This is a genomic window from Microbacterium phoenicis, from assembly GCF_047302325.1.
GTDB lineage: Bacteria > Actinomycetota > Actinomycetes > Actinomycetales > Microbacteriaceae > Microbacterium.
Genome location: NZ_CP154849.1, coordinates 2,775,814 through 2,793,479, shown reverse-complemented (window position 1 = coordinate 2,793,479; position 17,666 = coordinate 2,775,814). Strand labels below are relative to the sequence as shown.

The 17,666-nt window shown below is 68.2% G+C and carries 14 protein-coding genes; 8 read left to right on the top strand and 6 right to left on the bottom strand.

Annotated features, from left to right (window positions below):
- Window positions 1-30 precede the first annotated feature (30 nt).
- The gene (locus tag ABCU91_RS13780; protein WP_406924542.1) at window positions 31-810 is read left to right on the top strand and encodes an ABC transporter permease; all 780 of its coding nucleotides are present in this window, start codon (window positions 31-33) and stop codon (window positions 808-810) included.
- A gap of 1 nt (window position 811) precedes the next feature.
- On the top strand, window positions 812-1,564 hold the full coding sequence (locus ABCU91_RS13775) for an ABC transporter ATP-binding protein (RefSeq protein WP_091355905.1): 753 nt from the start codon (window positions 812-814) through the stop codon (window positions 1,562-1,564).
- 10 nt (window positions 1,565-1,574) lie between these two features.
- Here the strand turns inward: ABCU91_RS13775 and ABCU91_RS13770 are convergent, their stop codons facing one another.
- The gene (locus tag ABCU91_RS13770) at window positions 1,575-2,747 is read right to left on the bottom strand and encodes a glycosyltransferase (protein WP_406923605.1); all 1,173 of its coding nucleotides are present in this window, start codon (window positions 2,745-2,747) and stop codon (window positions 1,575-1,577) included.
- Between the two features lie 42 nt (window positions 2,748-2,789).
- Between ABCU91_RS13770 and ABCU91_RS13765 the strand changes: the two genes are divergently transcribed.
- From ABCU91_RS13765 to ABCU91_RS13750, 4 genes are all read left to right on the top strand, one after another.
- Window positions 2,790-3,653 (top strand): NAD-dependent epimerase/dehydratase family protein, encoded by an 864-nt coding sequence (locus ABCU91_RS13765; protein WP_413354151.1) that lies wholly within the window; start codon window positions 2,790-2,792, stop codon window positions 3,651-3,653.
- Window positions 3,650-4,582 (top strand): lysylphosphatidylglycerol synthase transmembrane domain-containing protein, encoded by a 933-nt coding sequence (locus ABCU91_RS13760; RefSeq protein WP_413354150.1) that lies wholly within the window; start codon window positions 3,650-3,652, stop codon window positions 4,580-4,582. The genes ABCU91_RS13765 and ABCU91_RS13760 overlap by 4 nt, the downstream gene beginning before the upstream one ends.
- Before the next feature lie 229 nt (window positions 4,583-4,811).
- Window positions 4,812-8,141, top strand: a complete 3,330-nt coding sequence (locus ABCU91_RS13755) for a glycosyltransferase (protein WP_413354149.1) — start codon at window positions 4,812-4,814, stop codon at window positions 8,139-8,141.
- Window positions 8,134-9,321: a glycosyltransferase family 2 protein gene (locus tag ABCU91_RS13750; RefSeq protein ID WP_413354148.1), complete on the top strand. Its 1,188-nt coding sequence runs from the start codon at window positions 8,134-8,136 to the stop codon at window positions 9,319-9,321. The genes ABCU91_RS13755 and ABCU91_RS13750 overlap by 8 nt, the downstream gene beginning before the upstream one ends.
- A gap of 17 nt (window positions 9,322-9,338) precedes the next feature.
- On the opposite strand, the gene ABCU91_RS13745 is transcribed toward ABCU91_RS13750, so the two are convergent.
- Genes ABCU91_RS13745 through ABCU91_RS13725 form a run of 5 tightly spaced genes read right to left on the bottom strand, consistent with a single transcriptional unit; the run spans window position 9,339 to window position 15,990 of the window.
- Entirely contained in the window at window positions 9,339-10,304 is a 966-nt protein-coding gene (locus ABCU91_RS13745; RefSeq protein WP_406923610.1) for a rhamnan synthesis F family protein, read from the bottom strand.
- Entirely contained in the window at window positions 10,301-11,287 is a 987-nt protein-coding gene (locus ABCU91_RS13740) for a glycosyltransferase (RefSeq protein ID WP_406923611.1), read from the bottom strand. The genes ABCU91_RS13745 and ABCU91_RS13740 overlap by 4 nt, the downstream gene beginning before the upstream one ends.
- Complete coding sequence (locus tag ABCU91_RS13735) at window positions 11,284-13,215, bottom strand: glycosyltransferase (protein ID WP_413354147.1); 1,932 nt, start codon at window positions 13,213-13,215, stop codon at window positions 11,284-11,286. The genes ABCU91_RS13740 and ABCU91_RS13735 overlap by 4 nt, the downstream gene beginning before the upstream one ends.
- A 55-nt stretch (window positions 13,216-13,270) precedes the next feature.
- On the bottom strand, window positions 13,271-14,593 hold the full coding sequence (locus ABCU91_RS13730; protein WP_413354146.1) for an O-antigen ligase family protein: 1,323 nt from the start codon (window positions 14,591-14,593) through the stop codon (window positions 13,271-13,273).
- Entirely contained in the window at window positions 14,590-15,990 is a 1,401-nt protein-coding gene (locus ABCU91_RS13725; protein ID WP_413354145.1) for an O-antigen ligase family protein, read from the bottom strand. Before ABCU91_RS13725 ends, ABCU91_RS13730 begins: the two co-directional genes overlap by 4 nt.
- 59 nt (window positions 15,991-16,049) lie before the next feature.
- Here ABCU91_RS13725 and manA point away from each other — a divergent pair, with 59 nt between their 5' ends.
- Window positions 16,050-17,195, top strand: coding sequence for a mannose-6-phosphate isomerase, class I (manA, locus tag ABCU91_RS13720; protein WP_413354144.1), 1,146 nt, complete (start codon window positions 16,050-16,052; stop codon window positions 17,193-17,195).
- Between the two features lie 141 nt (window positions 17,196-17,336).
- Window positions 17,337-17,657, top strand: a complete 321-nt coding sequence (locus ABCU91_RS13715; RefSeq protein ID WP_413354143.1) for a WhiB family transcriptional regulator — start codon at window positions 17,337-17,339, stop codon at window positions 17,655-17,657.
- The last annotated feature ends 9 nt before the right edge of the window (window positions 17,658-17,666 follow it).

Here is a 17,666-nt window from a genome sequence, read left to right as displayed (position 1 = left end):
CGAGTCCCTGATCACCCCGTGTCCCGTCGGATGAGCGGCCGACGGTCCGCGCGCGGACGGTACCTCCACTCGCTGTGGTTGTTGTCGGCGCGAGATCTGCGGGTCCGCTACGCGACGAGCTGGCTCGGCTACCTGTGGTCGATCCTCGACCCATTGGTGATGAGCCTGATCTACTGGTTCGTCTTCACGCAGGTGTTCGACCGGACCGTCGGGGCGACGCCGTACATCGTCTTCCTCCTGTCCGCCCTCCTGCCCTGGGTGTGGTTCAACTCGACCGTCACCGATTTCACCCGCGCGTTCACGAAGGACGCGCGGCTCGTCAGGTCGACGTCCATTCCGCGGTCGATCTGGGTGAACCGGATCGTCCTCAGCAAGGGCATCGAGTTCCTCCTCGCGACTCCGGTGCTCGCCGCGTTCGCCGTGTTCTCCGGAGCCACGGTGGGATGGGGCATCCTCCTCTTCCCGCTCGGCGTCCTTCTCCAGACGGCTCTCCTGGTGGGCATCGGCCTCCTCATCGCGCCGCTGTGCGTCCTTTTCACGGATCTCGAGAGGACCACGCGCCTGATCTTGCGCGCGCTGTTCTACGCGTCGCCGATCATCTACGCCCTGGACGACCTGCCGGGCGCCTTCGCCACGGTCGGCGCGTTCAACCCGCTCGCGGGCGTCTTCGTGCTCTACCGGACCGGGTTCTTCCCCGACCAGTGGGACCCGTACGCGGTGCTCATCTCGGTCCTCATCACCGTCGCGCTCCTGGTCGTCGGCGCGGTCTCGTTCCGCCGACTGGAACGCCCTCTCCTGAAGGAACTCTGAGATGACCGACGAGGCAGTGGCCGTCGCCATCGAGGTCGACGACCTCGGGGTGCGTTTCAGGCGCAACCGCAGAGGCCGACGCAGCATCAAGGACATGTTCGCGGATGCGTCTCGCCGGTCGCGCCCGGGGGAGTTCTGGGCCCTGCGCGATGTGAGCTTCCGAGTGGATGCCGGTGAGTCGATCGGTGTCGTCGGCAAGAACGGGCAGGGGAAGTCGACGCTGCTCAAGCTCGTCGCGGGGGTCCTCCTCCCGGACGAGGGGAGTGTCCGGGTCCACGCCGGGGTGGCCCCCCTCATCGAACTGACGGGCGGATTCGTCGGCGACCTCACGGTCCGCGAGAACGTCCGCCTGACCGCCGGACTGCACGGGATGTCGGCGGCCGAGGTGGCTGCTCGGTACGACGAGATCATCGCGTTCGCCGAGCTGGAGCAGTTCCAGGATGCGCCCTACAAGCACCTGTCGAACGGGATGAAGGTGCGCTTGGCATTCTCCGTCGTGTCACAGCTCGACGAGCCGATCCTCCTCGTCGACGAGGTGCTCGCCGTCGGTGACCGAGCCTTCCGGGCGAAGTGCTACCAACGGATCGACGAGCTCCTCGCCGAAGGGCGGACGCTCTTCTTCGTCAGCCACAACGAGAAGGACCTGCGCCGGTTCTGCCGGCGGGGTCTCTACATCCGGGATCACCAACTGGTGGCTGACGGGCCGATCGACGAGATCATCTCTCAGTACAACGCCGACAACCCGATTCCCTGACCGGCCGGCCTCAGCGGCCGAGGACGGTGGAGAGCAGAGCGCGGTACTTCTCGACGGTGGCGGGGATCGAGTACTCGTGTGCGCGGTCACGCGCCGCGTCCCCGAGGCGTCGGCGGAGCGCCGCGTCGCCGTCCAGCCGGGCCAGGGCGTCGGCGAGGGCGCGTTCGTCCTCGGCAGGGACGACGAGACCGGATGCCTCGTCCTGCACGGCCTCGTTGAGGCCGGGAAGGTCGGAGACCACGACGGCGCGCCCTGACCCCATCGCCTCCAGGAGTGCAACGGGGAGACCGTCCTGGTCGCCCGACGCGGCACGACGGGAGGGGAAAGCGACGACGTCGGCCGCGGAGTACCGCTCCATGAGTGCGTCCCGTCCGAGCTGTCCTGCGAACGTCACCGGGAGGCCGTCGGCCGCGCGTCGGAGGGAGTCCATCTCGGGGCCGTCGCCGACGATCACCAGTTCGTATGCGAGCGACGACGCACGGAGTGCCCGGAGCAGGACATCGAAGCCCTTCTTCTCGACGAGTCGTCCGACCGCAAGCACGCGGAGTGTCCCACTACCGCTGACGGTCTCGACCTCGCCGAGGTCATCCCGCAGGTGCGCGCCCATCGGCATGACGTGAGTGTTGTCCGGGGTGCTGCCGAGCTCGATCGCCTTGTCGCGCATGTCCTGGTTCATCACCGTCACCGCGCGCGCGTTCCGCAACACCCAGGACTTCGCCGCGCGAAGCGGCTTGGCGCCGAGAGCGTACAGATCGCCACCGAGCGTCGTCACGATCATGGGGATGCGACCGCCGACCGCGCGCGCCACGACTCCTTGCGGGATGATCCAGTGAGCGTGGACGACGTCCGGACGGAACCGGCGGACTTCGCGCCTGACGGCGATCGCCTGACCGAGGAGGAAGAACGGGACCTGCACGAGGCGGGAACGCCTCGATCGCACGTTCTCGAGGATCGCACCGTCGGCCAGGTCTTCCCAGCGTCGCGGGAAGAATCGGTATCGGACGACGTCCACCGACTCGGAAAGACGCTCACGGGGAGCTCCACCCGGCACCGCGGGCGCGAGGATCCGCACGTCGTGGTCGGTGCCGAGACCGAGCGCGAGGTCGGCGACGAACGCCGGGGTGCCGTCGCCCGTCCGCGCGGGGAACGTCGATGTCAGAACGAGCACACGGGGCTTGGGCATAGGATGGAAATCCCGACGTAAGGGGCGGTGGCCAAAATCAAAGTGTATGACATCTCGGTTGTCGGGTCCGCAGGATTCCTGGGCTCGGCTGTCGTCCGAATCGCGCGTTCCGAAGGGCGCAGCGTCGCCGAGTTCGGTCGCTCCCGTCCGCTCGCGAGCGACGGCGTGCTCGATCCCGACGCGGCGTCCAGCCGACACCTGGTGTGGGCGGCTGGATCGCTCAGCCCGTTGCTCGCTCACGAACGGCCCGATCTCGTCGAGGACGAGCTCGACGACTTCGGTCGTGTCCTCGATGCCGTCTCAGCGGCGTCGCCCGATCAGCATGTCGTGCTCCTCGGTTCGGGAGGCACCGCCTATGACATCCAGGACCCGGCTCCGCATTCCGAGACCTCCCCGGTGGGTCCCTCGTCCGCGTACGGGCGGTACAAGGTCGCGCAGGAGGACGTGCTCCGCGCCTCCGGACTGAGCCACACCGTCCTGCGGGTGGCGAACGCCTATGGACCCGGCCAGAAGGGCGCGCGAGGTCAGGGGGTCCTGGCCTTCTGGATGCGCGCGATCCTGCAGGGGGAGTCCATCAAACTCCTCGGGTCCGGGGACGTTGCGCGGGACTACGTCTACGTCGACGATGTCGCTCGAGCCGTCACGGCGGTGGCCGGCACCGACGCCGCCCCGGCGCTTCTGAACGTCGGCTCCGGAGTGCCGACCAGCCTCGATGAGCTGCTGAGCGTCCTGCGGTCGGTCGTCGGCGACAGCCACCCGTTCGACGTCGAGCACCTGCCCGCGCGCGGTGTCGACGTCCCCTCGACGTGGCTGAACGTCTCGGAAGCGGCCCGGACCATCGGCTGGGAGGCTCGCACTCCTCTCCAGGACGGCGTTCGCCTCATGTGGAACTGGCTCGCCGAATGAAGCGGGCGATCATCCGCTGGGCGTTCGTCGCCGTGGCGCTGATCCTTCTCGTCGTTGCGGTCGTCGCCTCGTGGGACAGCTTCATCGACGCCCTCCAGGACCTCGATCTCGGCATCGTTGCACTCGCTGCTCTCTGCTGCATCGTCGGACTTTTCGCGAACGGCCTGTCGTGGCGGGCCATCATGCGCTCGGTCGGCCTCGAGGTCCCGCTGCGCGACTCGACGCGCGTGTTCATGATCTCGCAGGTCGGCAAGTACGTCCCGGGAGCGGTGTGGCCGGTCCTCGCGCAGGCGGAATTCGCGCGAGACCACGGGATCTCACGCCCGCGATCGCTCACCGCGTCCATCGTCGCGATGCTGGTCGGTGTCGTCATGTCGGGCGTGGTCGGCGTACTCGGACTCGTGCTCTCAGACCCGACCGCGCTGCTCCGCAACTGGTGGGCGATCGTCGTGGCCCTGCTCCTTCTGGCTTGCCTCGTTCCTGCTGTCCTGCGTCGGATCGTCCGTCTCGCCTTCCGCGTGACGCGCCGCGATGAGGAACCCGTGGACATCGTCCCCCGAGCACTCGTCGCGTCGGCGGCGTGGTCGCTCGTGATGTGGCTCCTGCTCGGACTGCAGGCGTGGCTGCTGCTCGTGCAACTCGCCCCCGGTGTCGGCTACCCCCTGGCGGCAGGGGCGTTCGCCTTCGCGTGGCTCGTCGGGTTCCTGGTCATCATCGCTCCCGGAGGTCTGGGGGCGCGGGAAGCTGCCCTCGTCCTCGCGCTGTCCAGTCTCGTCGGAGCCAGTGCGGCCCTCAGCCTCGCGCTCGTGAGCCGCATCCTCATGACGCTGGCCGACGCCGCCGGTCTCGCGCTGGGTCTGTCGCTGACGACGCGCAAGCGGGCGGGAGTGCCCTCCGACCACGGAGATGAGCCTCTACCCTCGCGGTGACGGCGCCCCCGCCGCGGAGTGCTCGCCGCCCTGTCCGAGGTAACCTGGGACCCGCGCGAGCACGACGTGTCCTCCTGGGCCGTGGCCGCAAGAACAGGTTGTGAGAGGAATCGCACGCGTGAAACGGGAGCTTGTATCGATCGCTCGACGAGTCGGACGCTCCCCGAGGATCAGAGACGTCCTCTCTCGGGTCAATCCGCCCTTCATCCTGTCGCCTCGGGGTATCAACATGGTGCTCCGCGAGCACTACTCGATGCAGACGGGGCAGCGGTTCGACAGCGATGACGCTGCGGCTCGCCACTACTTCGACGAGGGCTGGCGCACGGGGATCGTCCCGAACCCGTTCATCGATGCACCCGAAGCACGATTCTCGCTGGCGCGAGCCCAGCTGCTTCGCGCGCGCCTCGTCGCCCTCGCTGTGGATGCATCGGCGCCCATGCCGTACCGCACCAGCCGGTGGGCGGATGCCGACGCTGACAGCGGACCGGTCGATCTGACGCGACGTGTCCGCGAGGCACCGGACGAGCCCATCATCATGCTGGGCGACCATCCCGTCAGCTGGCTGACGTACGTCCAGCGCGCTGAGCCGTTGGGGGATGCTGCGCGTCGCATCGTCGAGCATGGGTTGATCGACACCGATTTCTACGCCGAGCAGGTGGGCGGGGCGCGGCCGCTCACTCCGCTCGCCGCGCTGGACGACCTGATCGCAAACGGCGAGCTCGACGGGCGTATGCCCAATGCGTTCTTCGAACCCGAGTGGTACGCCGTCCAGGAGCGCGGTCTGTCCAGACGCGGACGCCCTGTGAGTCACTTCCTCGATTTCGTCGCCTTCGGCGAGGTGGGTCAGGCGTCCCCGCATTTCTGGGGTTTCCGCTATTCGCAGACCCTCGAGACGCAGCCGCCATCGCTTCTGCAGCACTTCCTGGAGGAGGCTGCGGCGTCGCACCCGTGTCCGTCCTCGCCGGAGGTGACCCCCGTCAGCCGACAGGCCGCGGAGGACTCGGTCCGTCGACGGATCGGCGAGTACTACGCGCACGCCGGAGACCTGCATCCCGGCGGCCCCGTCCTTGCTCACCACGCCCGCCGGCATCGGCAGACGGGCTCCGGGGGCACGGCGATCGTCTTCGTCGATCAGCGTCACTTGCGGTCCGACGCCGACGTGGCGCGGCTCCTCGACCTGCGCACGCAGACGCTTGCGGGATTGCGCGTCGTCGTGGTGGCCCATGATGACGCAGCGCGACCCCCCTTGTGGTCGGACGTCGAGGATCTCCACCCCCACATCGACCTCGTCGACCGCACGGCTGCGTCGCCGACGTTCGCCGCGATCATCGCCGACGTCGTCGACTCGGCGCGCCCGCACGGGTGGGTCATCTGGTCGCCGGATCAGGTATGGGAGCCCGACTTCCTCGACTCCGCGGTCGCGGCCCTGCGGGAAGACGCCGCCCTCCGCGCCGCCGTGGTCGTCAGCCCGGAGCTGCCGCAGCCGTGGCTGCGGACCCGGGATGCTCGCTGGGCGGACCTCGATGACGGCGTCGGCGTCGTCTTCGCGTCATCCGGCGACGCTCCGATGCTCCCTGCGCGCCACCTCGACATGGGTGTGGGGATGGAAGTCCAGATCCGCATCGCCGATTCGGGTTCGCCGTGCGGGTACATCGAGGAGGCTCTCACGAGACGAGAGGGCTACGTGGATGGCCCCTTCGAACGACGCGGGGCGGCGAACGCCGCGCGATCGGCATCCCTCGCCACCTTCGATGGGGACCCCGTGCCCGGGGTCCTCGTGGTGATCCCTACCTTCGAGGACTGGGCGATGACGGTGCGAGCCGTGCGCAGCGTGCTCCGGACCACCCCGGAATCGACGCGGGTCAGCGTCGTCGACAACGGCTCCCGCCGCCCGGTCGCGAGCATCCTGGACGTCGTCTTCGCCGGCGACCCACGAGTCCGGGTGCGTCGGCTGCCGCGCAACCTGGACTTCGCGCTCGGGTCGAACATCGGTGCCTCGGATGGAGCGAGCGACGTCGTCGTCTTCTTGAACAACGACACGGAGCCGCAGGACGGGTGGCTGGAGCCGCTGCTCGACACCCTCGCGGATCCGTCGAACGTCGCCGTCCAGCCGCTTTTGTTGTACGGGGACCGCACCGTCCAGACGGCGGGTACCGTGTTCCTCGGCGGGCACACCATGCCGATGCACCTGCTGCCCGGTATGCACCCCCTGGACGTGCCCGACCTGCTCGACGATTACGACTTCTCAGCGTTGACGGCGGCCTGTCTCGCCGTCCGTTACGAGGATCTGCACGCGGTGAACGGGTTCGACACCCATTACGTGAACGGGATGGAGGACGTCGACCTCTGTCTTCGTCTGCGGGATCGCGGTCGATTGAGGCTCCGTGCCTCTTCGCGCGTCCTGCACTACGAGAGCAAGACTCCGGGGAGGAAGTCCTACCAGTTCGAGAATCGCGCGCGATTCGCTCGGCTGTGGCGTGAGGCGTTGAACCGGCTCGACGATCGGAGGCTTCTCGACGACGGCCCGGTCGCCATCGGATCCGTAAGCCGTTCCCTGCCGATCGGGAGCGCGTTGCTGGAGGCCGACGTGACCTACGAGCGCCGTCGCCCTCTCACGGTCTCGGAGCGTCCTCGCGCGCTCCGATGGGCGATCAAGACCGCGGCGACGGCGGATCACTGGGGCGACGCCTGGGGCGACACGTATTTCGCCCACTCCCTGGCCGGTGCGCTCCGCGCGCTCGGGCAGGAGGTCGTGGTCGACCGCAGTACGGCGATGTACCGCCCGTCCGCGGCGTGGGACGACGTCACCCTGACTCTCCGCGGCCTCGTTCCCTTCCTTCCGAATCCCGACTCGATCAATCTGCTGTGGGTCATCAGCCACCCCGAACTGATCACGAAGCAGGAGCTGCACAGCGGTTTCGACGCCGTCTTCGCTGCCGGTGGTGTGTGGGCGGAACGGATCGCGGCAGAGTGGGGGCTGCCCATCCGGACTCTGCTGCAGGCCACCGATACCAGGATTTTCCATCCTGAGGTGGAGCCCGACGAGCACGGGGGCGTCTTGTTCGTCGGCCGGACGCGCGGCATCGCGCGGCCGATCGTGCTGGACGCCATCGAGGCCGGCGCGGATCTGCGGGTTCACGGGGATGACGGGTGGGAGAACTTCATCGATCCGACCTACGTGAAGAGTTCGGGGTTGCCGAACGCCGTCGTGCCCGCCGCCTACGCCGGGGCCGACGTCGTCCTGAACGATCATTGGCGGGAGATGGCGGAGAACGGGTTCCTCTCGAATCGACTTTTCGACGCGGCGGCGACGGGTGCCCGGATCGTCAGCGACCGCGTCCCCGGAATGGCGGAGATTTTCGGGTCGCAGGTGCAGACCTACGGTGACGTCGACCAACTCCGGAGAGCTCTGGACATCCGAAGCGCCGCATGGCCGTCTCCGCAGGAGCTTCAGGAGTCTGCGCGACGCATCGTCCGGGAGCACTCCTTCGATGCGCGTGCGCGCGTCCTGCTCGACGCGGCTCATGCCGCGAGGAAGGTCCGATCTGCGCGTGCGTGATGTGACGGTCGTCATGACGGTTATGGTTCGAGACGAAGCGGATGTGATCTCCGCGATGCTGGAGCATCACTTGGCGCAGGGGATCGACATCATCCTGGTGACAGACAACGGCTCTGTCGACGGTACGCGGGACATCCTGGCGAGGTACGGGGAATCCGGTCGCGTCGTCGTCTCGGACTACCTCGCACACGACAAGAACCAGACGGCAGTGGTGTCCGCGATGGCCTCGCGCGCGGCGACGGAGTTCGGTGCGACGTGGGTCATCAACGCCGACGCGGACGAGTTCTTCCTCCCCACCCACCCCGCGACCACCCTCAAGGAAGCCCTGCGTCGCACTCCGACGGGCATCGGGGCCTTCCCCGTGCCCGTGGTGAACATGACCGGGGAGCCGGCCGTCCACGGCGGCTGGGCGAACCGTCTCACCCTTCGCGACGAGCGAGACGAGGCCTCCCTCCTGTCAACGGTCGCCCTCCACGCTCACCCGAGCGACGACGTCATCCACGTCGGGCGGGCGGATGTCACGGTTCAGCAGGGCAACCACGGCGTCGACATCCCGAGCATCGGGCGGCCGGCGCCGGAATTCGACATAGAGGTTCAGCACTTCCCGTGGCGCACGTATGCGCAGTACAGCACGAAGGTGATGAACACCGGCCTGTCCTATGACGCGAATCCGCTTCTGAACCCGAGTCCGCGGCATCACGGGATGCGCGACTACCGTCTCCTCAGGGCAGGGTTGCTCGAAGACGTCTACCTTCATCGCCACCCGCGGTCGAGCGACGATGAGGGCTTCTCATCCGATGATCGCGTGGCCCGCGGGCTTCGGCGCCTCCTTGATGAGGGACGCGCGGTCCACCCGGACCTTCTGCGCGCTGCGGTGTCCCAGGAGTGGGTCCCGTACGACGCGGCGCGCCGCGAGCGCGCTGCGGAGGTGGCCGCGCTCGTCATACCGCTCGTCATCGAGGAGATCGGCGCGAGTACGCGGTGGAGGGACCTGTACCGCGGCGAAGCCGCCCGTCGGGCTCGCGCCGAGGCTGACGCGGAGGACCTCCGTCACGAGCTGCGGGAGTCCCTGCCGACGCGCCTCGATGCGCGTCGCACGCGGGCGCGGCGTCTGGCAACGCTGCCCGGACGCGTCCTGCGGTTCGGAATCAGGCGAATAGGGCGGCTTCTCAACCGCTGACAGGGTCGCGCCTCCGCTCACCGGGCGCGGTACGCCAACCACGCCGGCTTTCCCGCAGGAAGGCGCGCGGGCTTGTAGTTCTCGTCAGGCCGGGCAGGGTACGCGAACGCCGAGTCGCGCAGGTAACGACGCACGCCGTCGAATTCGAACGGGAAGCGACGCTCGCACGCGCGCAGCAGTCGAGCCGAATCGAGCCAGTACGGGTCGAAGCGCAATGTGTCGAATTTCACGAGGGGGAGCCTGCGGTCGTCGAGGACGAGATCCGCTAGGGATGCCGCCCAGTTCGACAAGTCCGCCTCGGCGGGGTCCGCCGCATTGGCGTGATCGAAGAGGTCATGAAGGGCGGGAAACCGGTGCGGGTAGATGCGTCGCCGTGTCTCGAGGAAATGGACGGTGCGAGCGTTCGCGAGCAGTCTCTCGGCGTGAGTGGGCTCCAGGTAGGAGTGGAGCACGAAGCCCGCCTCCCGCATGGTGCGGCTGATGCCGATCTCGTGCTGGAGGATCGTGCGACGACGATCCGGAGCGGCCTCGAACGACGACCAGAAGAACCGAAACGCCGCGGAGGTGACCGCAGCACGATGAAAGTAGAGGAAGTAGCTCTGCAGATGCTCGCCGTGGCGGGCTGACCTCGTCATCCCCCAGACGTCGGCACCGCGCGCCCGCATCGTGTCGCGAACCGCGCCCAAATCGTCGATCGCACTGACATACGAGTCGTTCGTCAGGAGGACATCCTCGTAATCGGCGCCGTAGTCGCAGGATGCGAGCACGTCATGCCAGGACCCGAAATCCTGACCGACGTTGCGACGCTGCAGGATGCGAGCGCGACTGAGTACTTCGGCGCGATCGCTCCCCGTGATCGGGCTCGTCGTGGCGACGACGACATCGTGCCCCCCTGCGACGAGGACGTCGAGTTGGCGGAGCACGTGGTCGGCGACGCGCCCCGTCGCGTTGAAGTGCGCGACGACGGCGAGCCGGCGTGTCATGGGTTGCTGACCAGAGGCGGCATGGGACGCCACATGCGATCGCGGGAGATTCGTCCGCCGTCGCGCAGACCGCGGACGAGGTTGCTCGTCCCGCGGACGGTGCGCTCGACGAAGAGCAGGCGGATCAGTTCCTTGCCGAACGTCAGCGTCGTGCCGAGACCGAAGAGCACGGGGTTGTAGACGTCGTGGACGCGGTAGTACTGCTTGATGAGGGCGCGATTGCGCATGATGTAGTAGCGGTACGCGTTGCTCGACGCGTTCATGTGCCGGATGCCCATGTCCCACTGCTTGATCTCACGTGTGCGCCGCAGCACGAATTCATCGACGATGACGGATGTCGTGTGTCGTGAGGCCAACCATCCGTAGACCTGATCGTCCCAGTAGATGAAGAATCGCGGGTCGGGGAGGCCGATGCGCTCGACGATGTCGCGGTGGATGAACATCCCCTCGAAGCATCCCGAGTTCATCTCCTTGTAGCCGGATTCCGTGAAGCCGGCAGGAGCGAACGGGATCGGGATCCCCATGCGCTCCGCGACGCGGTACTGCCAGTAGAACTCGCTGCCGTCGTAGTCGTAGCGGCGGCCCTGGATGCTCCGGAACCGGGGCGCCCAGCGACCCATCTTCGCGAGGCCGTCGGGGAGCACCTCGACGTCGTCGTCCATCAGCCACATCCATGTGGATCCGAGCTCGTAGGCGACGCGCATGCCTTCGCTGAATCCACCGGACCCACCCGTGTTGGTCTCGAGGCGTCGATACACGAGCCGCGTCCCGAGCTTCTCGCGGAAGGACTCGACGACCTCAGCCGTGTCGTCCACCGAAGCGTTGTCGACGACGACGACGTGCCCCGGCTTCGGGTCCAGCGACGTCAGGCTCGTGAGGAGCCGGGTCAGGAGATGAGAACGGTTGTAGGTGACGATGGCGATCGTCGCGGAGGCCGGGTCGAACGTCTCCTCCGTCGACGGGCGCCGCTCCGGGGCGGTCACTTGTTCTCTTCGAACACACGGCGCCAGGACTCGGGTGAGACGAGGCCGGGGAGCGCCTTGCGATATTGCACCGCCAGTCTCGCCCACCGGCGCTGCAGGCGGCGGTGGAGGATGACGCTGTCGACGAGTTGCCTGCGGAACAGTGCGCGGTTGCGGGTGTAGATCTGCTTTCCGCTGCCGTCGGCCGCGCTCACGAGAACGCTGTCGTAGCGGGGGATACGCCACCAGTTCGCGTCGCCCTTGCCGAATTCAACCTCCGGGGTGCGGACGTTGACGCTCTTCGGGGCGTGGAACCAGTGGGTCGTGAGCGAGATGGCGGTGAAAACGCGCAGGAGGAATCCTGTCGGGCTCGCCGAGGCATCCCGGGCCGAGCCGCGGTCGGCGCGACGCGGGACGCTGAAGACCTGCCGGCCCTTGCGGGAACGCAGGATCGCGTCGACGTCCTTGTGGACCGTCGTCTCGGGGAAACGCGAAGCGGCCGCACGAGCGGCGGGCATGGCCGTGTCCAAGGACCGGAACATGTGGGCCGGACCCGACAGGACGTCGCGGAGGGCGGCGGCGCGCAGGTGCGTCGGGTAGTACTGCATCATCATCAGATGCTTGATGTCGACGCGGCGGCTGTGACGGATGAGCGTGCCGCCGCGCGGCGTCTGCGAGTGCAGGAGGCCCGCGACGACGCGGTTGCGCACATGGAAATACGCCTGCCAGTCGATCGCGTCGTCCTTGCCGAGCCATGACACGTGCCACAATGCGACACCCGGCAGCGAGACGGTGGCGTACCCCGCCTCGCCCGCGCGGAGGCAGTACTCGGCATCGTCCCACTTGATGAACGCCGGCAGGGAGAGGCCGATCTCGCGGACGGTCTCCATGGGGATGAGGCACATCCACCAGCCGTTGTAATGGGCGTCCATCCGCATGTGCAGCGTCGGGGTCTGCCGGAGGTTCTGCGCGCCGAAATCGTGCGGCATCCGCTCCTGGAACAGGTTGCGCCACATGAACGGCTTGTCGTCGACGACCTCGGCCCAGGCGTGCAGCTTCGGGCGATCGAGCAGGTCGAACATGTGTCCGCCGACGATCGTGGGGGTCGTCGTGAATCGGCCGAAGACGATCGATCGGCGCAGCGCCTCGGGCTCGATCCGGACATCGTCATCCAGGAGCTGAACGAAGTCGCTGTCGGGACGATCCAGGGTCTCGAGCATCGCGCGGGCGAACCCTCCCGAACCGCCGAGGTTCGGCTGGGTGATGACCTGGAGCGTCTCGCCGAGGCCCTCGGCGATCGCCGGGTACTCCTCGCGTGCGTCGACCCGCTTGTCGCCCTGATCGATGACGAAGATGCGGTCGATGTTCTCGAGCACGTCGGGTGCATCGATCAGGCTCTGCAGGGTCTCGACGCAGTACTCGGGCTTGTTGTACGTCGTGATGCCGATCGATGCCTTGCCGGCGCGCGCAGGCTCCTGATCCGTGCTCCACGTGCCGCCGCGGAAGGTGACGTCCTGGGTGTCGGCGACCACGTCGAACCAGATCCACCCGCCGTCGGTGTACTGCGTCAGATCGAGGTCGACCTCGGTCCTCGACTCGCCCGACACCTCGTGGGTGACGATCCGCTGGCGGATGCCGCCGCCGTTCGAGCGATAGACGAGCAGGGTGGCCTCGCCGGAGAGCTCCACCGTGAGGCGGATGTGTCGCACCGACGTCCAGTGCTGCCAGTAGGACGCGGGGAAAGCGTTGAAGTACGTCGCGAACGACATGCGGCGCCCCGCCGCGATGCGTGCGCGACGCCTGTCGAGCACGTCGCCCAGCTGGGCGTTGGCGCTGACGCGGACGCCTTCGCCCTCGATGGTCGACCACGTCTCGGGGTCGAGGTAGAGGGGGAGGATGTCGGGGTCGCGGTCGACGGGGAAAACGACGTTGGCGAGGACGTGGGTCAAGTGATCTCTCCGTGTTGGCGGTGCGGCGCACCGGACTGCGGGGCCAGCGATGATCCTACCCGGCCAGGCTGGACCCGCCCGGGGTGTGCGGAAGTCCGGGCGGAACCGTTCGACGATCCAGCGCCTCCCGCCAGGAGCGCGACTGTCCGGCCCGCACCGCGCAGATCACGAGCAGGAGCCAGCCGATGCCGAACAGCGTGAAGCTCTCGAACATCGAGACGACTGCGAGCGTGGCCACCATGAGCGGGACCCAGGCATGCACGGCCGCGCGGCGACGACTGGCATCCACCCACGATCGGGCGAAGGTGAGAGCGAAGAAGGCGACGAAGACCACCAGGCCGGCCCAGCCCAGTTGGAGGAGCACGTCCACGTACGCGTTGAGTGCTGTCGTGTGACTGTCGCGCAGGAGCCAGTTGATGACCGCGAAGGGCGGTTCCCTCACATCCCAGGGGCCGAACCAGCCCCAGCCCTGCACGGGCTGGCGCTGCACGTAGAACTCGACGAACCGCCAGAGGTTCGTGCGCAGGGACAGGTCGTCGGCCGCCCCGAGTCGGTTGATGATCGACGAACGCGACCCCCACGCGACCGACCCGCCGATGACGGCGACGACGGCGAGTATCCACTGAGCGCGGGTGCGGTGCGCGTCGGGGATCCGCCGGATGAGGTAGAGGACGCCGGTCAGCGCCGAGACCGCCGCGGCGAGCACGAACACGGTCGGCGATGCGGACAGCAGCGCCAGGACGCTCGCGAGGACGATCGACAAGACCGCGACCCCCGTACGCACGGACCGGGTCCGGAGCTCCACGATGAACGTCACGAGGGCGACCACGCAGAAGAACCCGAGCATGTTCCTCGTGCCGAAGATGCCCTGGACCGGGCCGAGGTCGGCGATGTCGCCGCGGACGCCGAGAAAGGTGAACGGCATGTCGAAGAGGATGCCGGAGGCGATCTCGACGGCCAGCGAGACGATCAGGAGGAACCGGGCGACGTCGCCGACGGCGCGTACGGTCTGCAAGGTGTCCCGGATGTGGCCGATGGTCACGGCGAGGAGCGCCAGCGCGGCGAGAGACAGCCAGCGGAAGAAGCTCTCGACGGGGTCCGTGCTCCAGAAGGCACTCGCGAGCGTCCACAGGAGGAAGGCGACCAGGGTGAGAGGGATCAACCGCAGCGCCGAGAGCTCGCGGCGCCGCGCGACGAGGATGCCGACGGCGATCACGCTCTCGGCGGCGATGATACTGACGAGCGCAGCACTTCCGGCGAGGCTCTCGATGGCGTGGCTTCCCGCGATGCTCGCGAGGACGGTCACCGTGAAGGCGCGCGCGAAGTCGGCGGAACCGGGAAGGTCAGTCCACCGAGGGAGCGCGCGCAGCGTCGTCATCGCTCGAGCGGCCTGTCTCCCTGTTCGCCGATGAGGCGTTCCTCCGAGGGACCTCTTCCGACCAGCGGAGCCTGCTTGATCTTGAAGGCGAAGAGGATGAGCAGGAACCAGCCCCAGTTGAGGAGGGGCGTCGACTCCGCGAGGCCCTGCACCAGCAGGATCGCCCCGGTCAGGGTCGGGAGCAGAGTGACGGCGGTGTAGGGCCGGTCACTGACGAGGTCCCATCGGGGCCGGTCGACGGCGAAGAACCAGGACCGCCACACGAAGGCGACGTACGCGGCGGCGATGAGGACGATCCCGACGGCGCCGAGCTGGAGGAAGACGTCGACCCACATGTTGTGCGCCTGCATGACTGTCTGGCCGTGGTCGACGATCCACCGGTCGAAGGCGGGGTCGGTGGGGATCCACGGGGTGGAGAACCCCCAGCCGATGACGGGGTGCTCCACCGCTCGCGTCAGGACCTTCTCCCAGATGGACTCGCGTCCGGTGAGGTCGCTCGAACGTCCCAGCGCGTTGAAGACGTGGTCCCGCAGCAGCCACGCGGCCAGCAGGCCTCCCACCGCGAGGATGCCGTAGGCCAGGTAGTAACGGGTGCGCTCGCCGGCTCGCGTGGTCGTCCGCATGACGAGAACCGTGATGAGGACGACTCCGACGGCGACGGCCGAGAGCGTGGCGGTCGCGGACCCCGCCCGGACGAAGAGGTAGACGGCGAGGACCAGCCACAGGGCGAGCACGGGTCGTCGGGGTGCGCGCGAAGCGATGCGGATGGCGAACACGACGATCGCCAGCAGTGCGACGTACGCGAGGGCGTTCGAATTGCCGAAGATCCCCTGGATGCGACCGCCGTCCAACAGGTTGTCGCGAGACCACAGGACGATGGGATCGGCGACGGGTCCCGCGGGACGCTCGAAGTGGGGCAGGATCGGGCCGTCCCAGATGAGGCTGACCCACAGTTCGAACAGGATGGACAGGCCCAGCATCCATTTCAGTGCGGATGCCAGTGCCCGAACGACTTCGCGCCACGTCAGGACGGCCCCGACGAACAGTGCGCCCACGGTCGTGACGATCACGAGGGCGACCGTCGTCAGTGTCGCCTCCAGCCAGTGCGTCCAGAGGATCGATGCGAGTGCCCACACGATGTACGCGAGCGCGTACCAGGGCAGCCGCGGCCACTGGACGCGAGGCCGGATCGTCGCCCAGAGGATCACCGAGACGAGGAAGCTGACGACGCCGATGGCTGCCGCGACGGGGACGCCGAAGGCGAGGGGGAGCGCGGTCCCCGAAAGGGTGATGCTCAACAGGGCGATGCACCAACCGCGCAACAGGATGTGACTCGTCCGCTCGCGCGGCGGGGCTGCCGGCGGCGCCGAGACCGGGTGCGAGGAGTGGACGGCCATGGTGACAGCAGGGTATCGCGCGCCCCCGTGCGTTCCGCCTCACGGCCTAGGCTGATCGCGTGCTCGAGACGCTGGCGAACGCCCCCCGTGACTATTCGTGGGGTTCTCCCACGGCCATCCCCGAGCTGCAGGGGCGGACGCCCACCGGAGCGCCCGAGGCCGAGGTCTGGTTCGGTGACCATCCGGGGAGTCCCGCGATCCTCGGCGACGGGCGGACCCTCGCTGATGCGCGGGCGCACGCCGGCGAGCCGCCTCTCCCGTTCCTGCTGAAGATCCTCGCGGCGTCGTCGTCGCTGTCCATTCAGGCGCATCCCGACCTCGCCCAGGCGAAGGCGGGCTATGCCGCGGAGGAAACGGCAGGCGTCCCTCGCGACGCGGCGGAGCGCGTCTACCGCGACGACAACCACAAGCCGGAGATCATCGTCGCGCTGAGCGAGCGCTTCCGCGCCCTCGTCGGGTTGCGTCCCGTGGCGGACACCGACCGTCTGCTCGCGGGGCTCGGCGAGGCATCCGGCGTCCTGAGACTCCGGAACGAGTTGACCGCCGCCGCCCCCGCCGACGCGCTGCGCGCCGTCATCGAAGCGGTCCTCAGCGGGCGCGCGGACGACATCGTCACGGACGTGTCCGCCGCGATCCGGGATGCCGACGTGCCCGGCTTCGAGGAGGAGATCGACGTTCTCCGCGCCATCGTCCGGGACTTCCCGGGCGACGCGGGCATCGTCGTGGCGGTCCTCATGAACCTCGTCGTGCTACGTGCAGGTGAGGCCGTCTTCGCCCCGGCGGGCGTTCTCCACGCCTATCAGGACGGCCTCGGCGTGGAGCTGATGGCGGCGAGCGACAACGTCCTCCGGGGCGGGCTCACGCCGAAGCACATCGATGTCCCCGAGCTCATGCGCATCGTCGACACGGAGCCCGCAGCCGCTCCCGTCCTCGCGCCCCGCGGCGACGAGGATGCAGGGGAGGTCTTCGACGCCGGGGTGCCCGACTTCCTCCTGACGCGTCATCGGATGACCGGCACGTCCCGGACGGTCGCGCTCGACGGCCCGGCGATCGTGCTCGCGACCGCCGGAGCGGTTTCCGTATCCGGCGACGGGCAGCGCGTCGACCTCGTTTCGGGCGCGGCCGCCTACGCCCAGGGCGAGAACTCGCTCACCGTGGACGGTGTCGGCGTGGTCTACATCGCGCAGCCCGGTCGCCGCCGGTGAGGGTCGCGACACGCCGGTGACCTCAAGAAGATTCAATGTCGGGTTGAGGGTTTACGATTTGCGACTTGACCGAAGCGAATCACACGGGTGTAATTAGGCATCGGCCGCACCGCGGCGAGTGTCTACAGGTGGGAGAGCAAGATGACGGGTTACCGTTCCGGCGTTCCCGAGAACTGGTTCGTCGACCCGGTGAACCTCGGGGTCCCCGGTGTCCGCCGGCGCATCGACACCGATGAGGACGCGGCCCTCGCGTGGCAGGCCGACGCCCTGTGCGCACAGACCGATCCCGAGGCGTTCTTCCCGGAGAAGGGCGGATCCACGCGGGATGCGAAGCGCATCTGCACGTCCTGCGACGTCCGCGGGGAATGCCTGGAGTACGCGCTGCAGAACGATGAGCGGTTCGGCATCTGGGGCGGCCTCAGCGAGCGCGAGCGCCGCAAGCTCAAGCGACACGCTTCCTGACGCGATCCG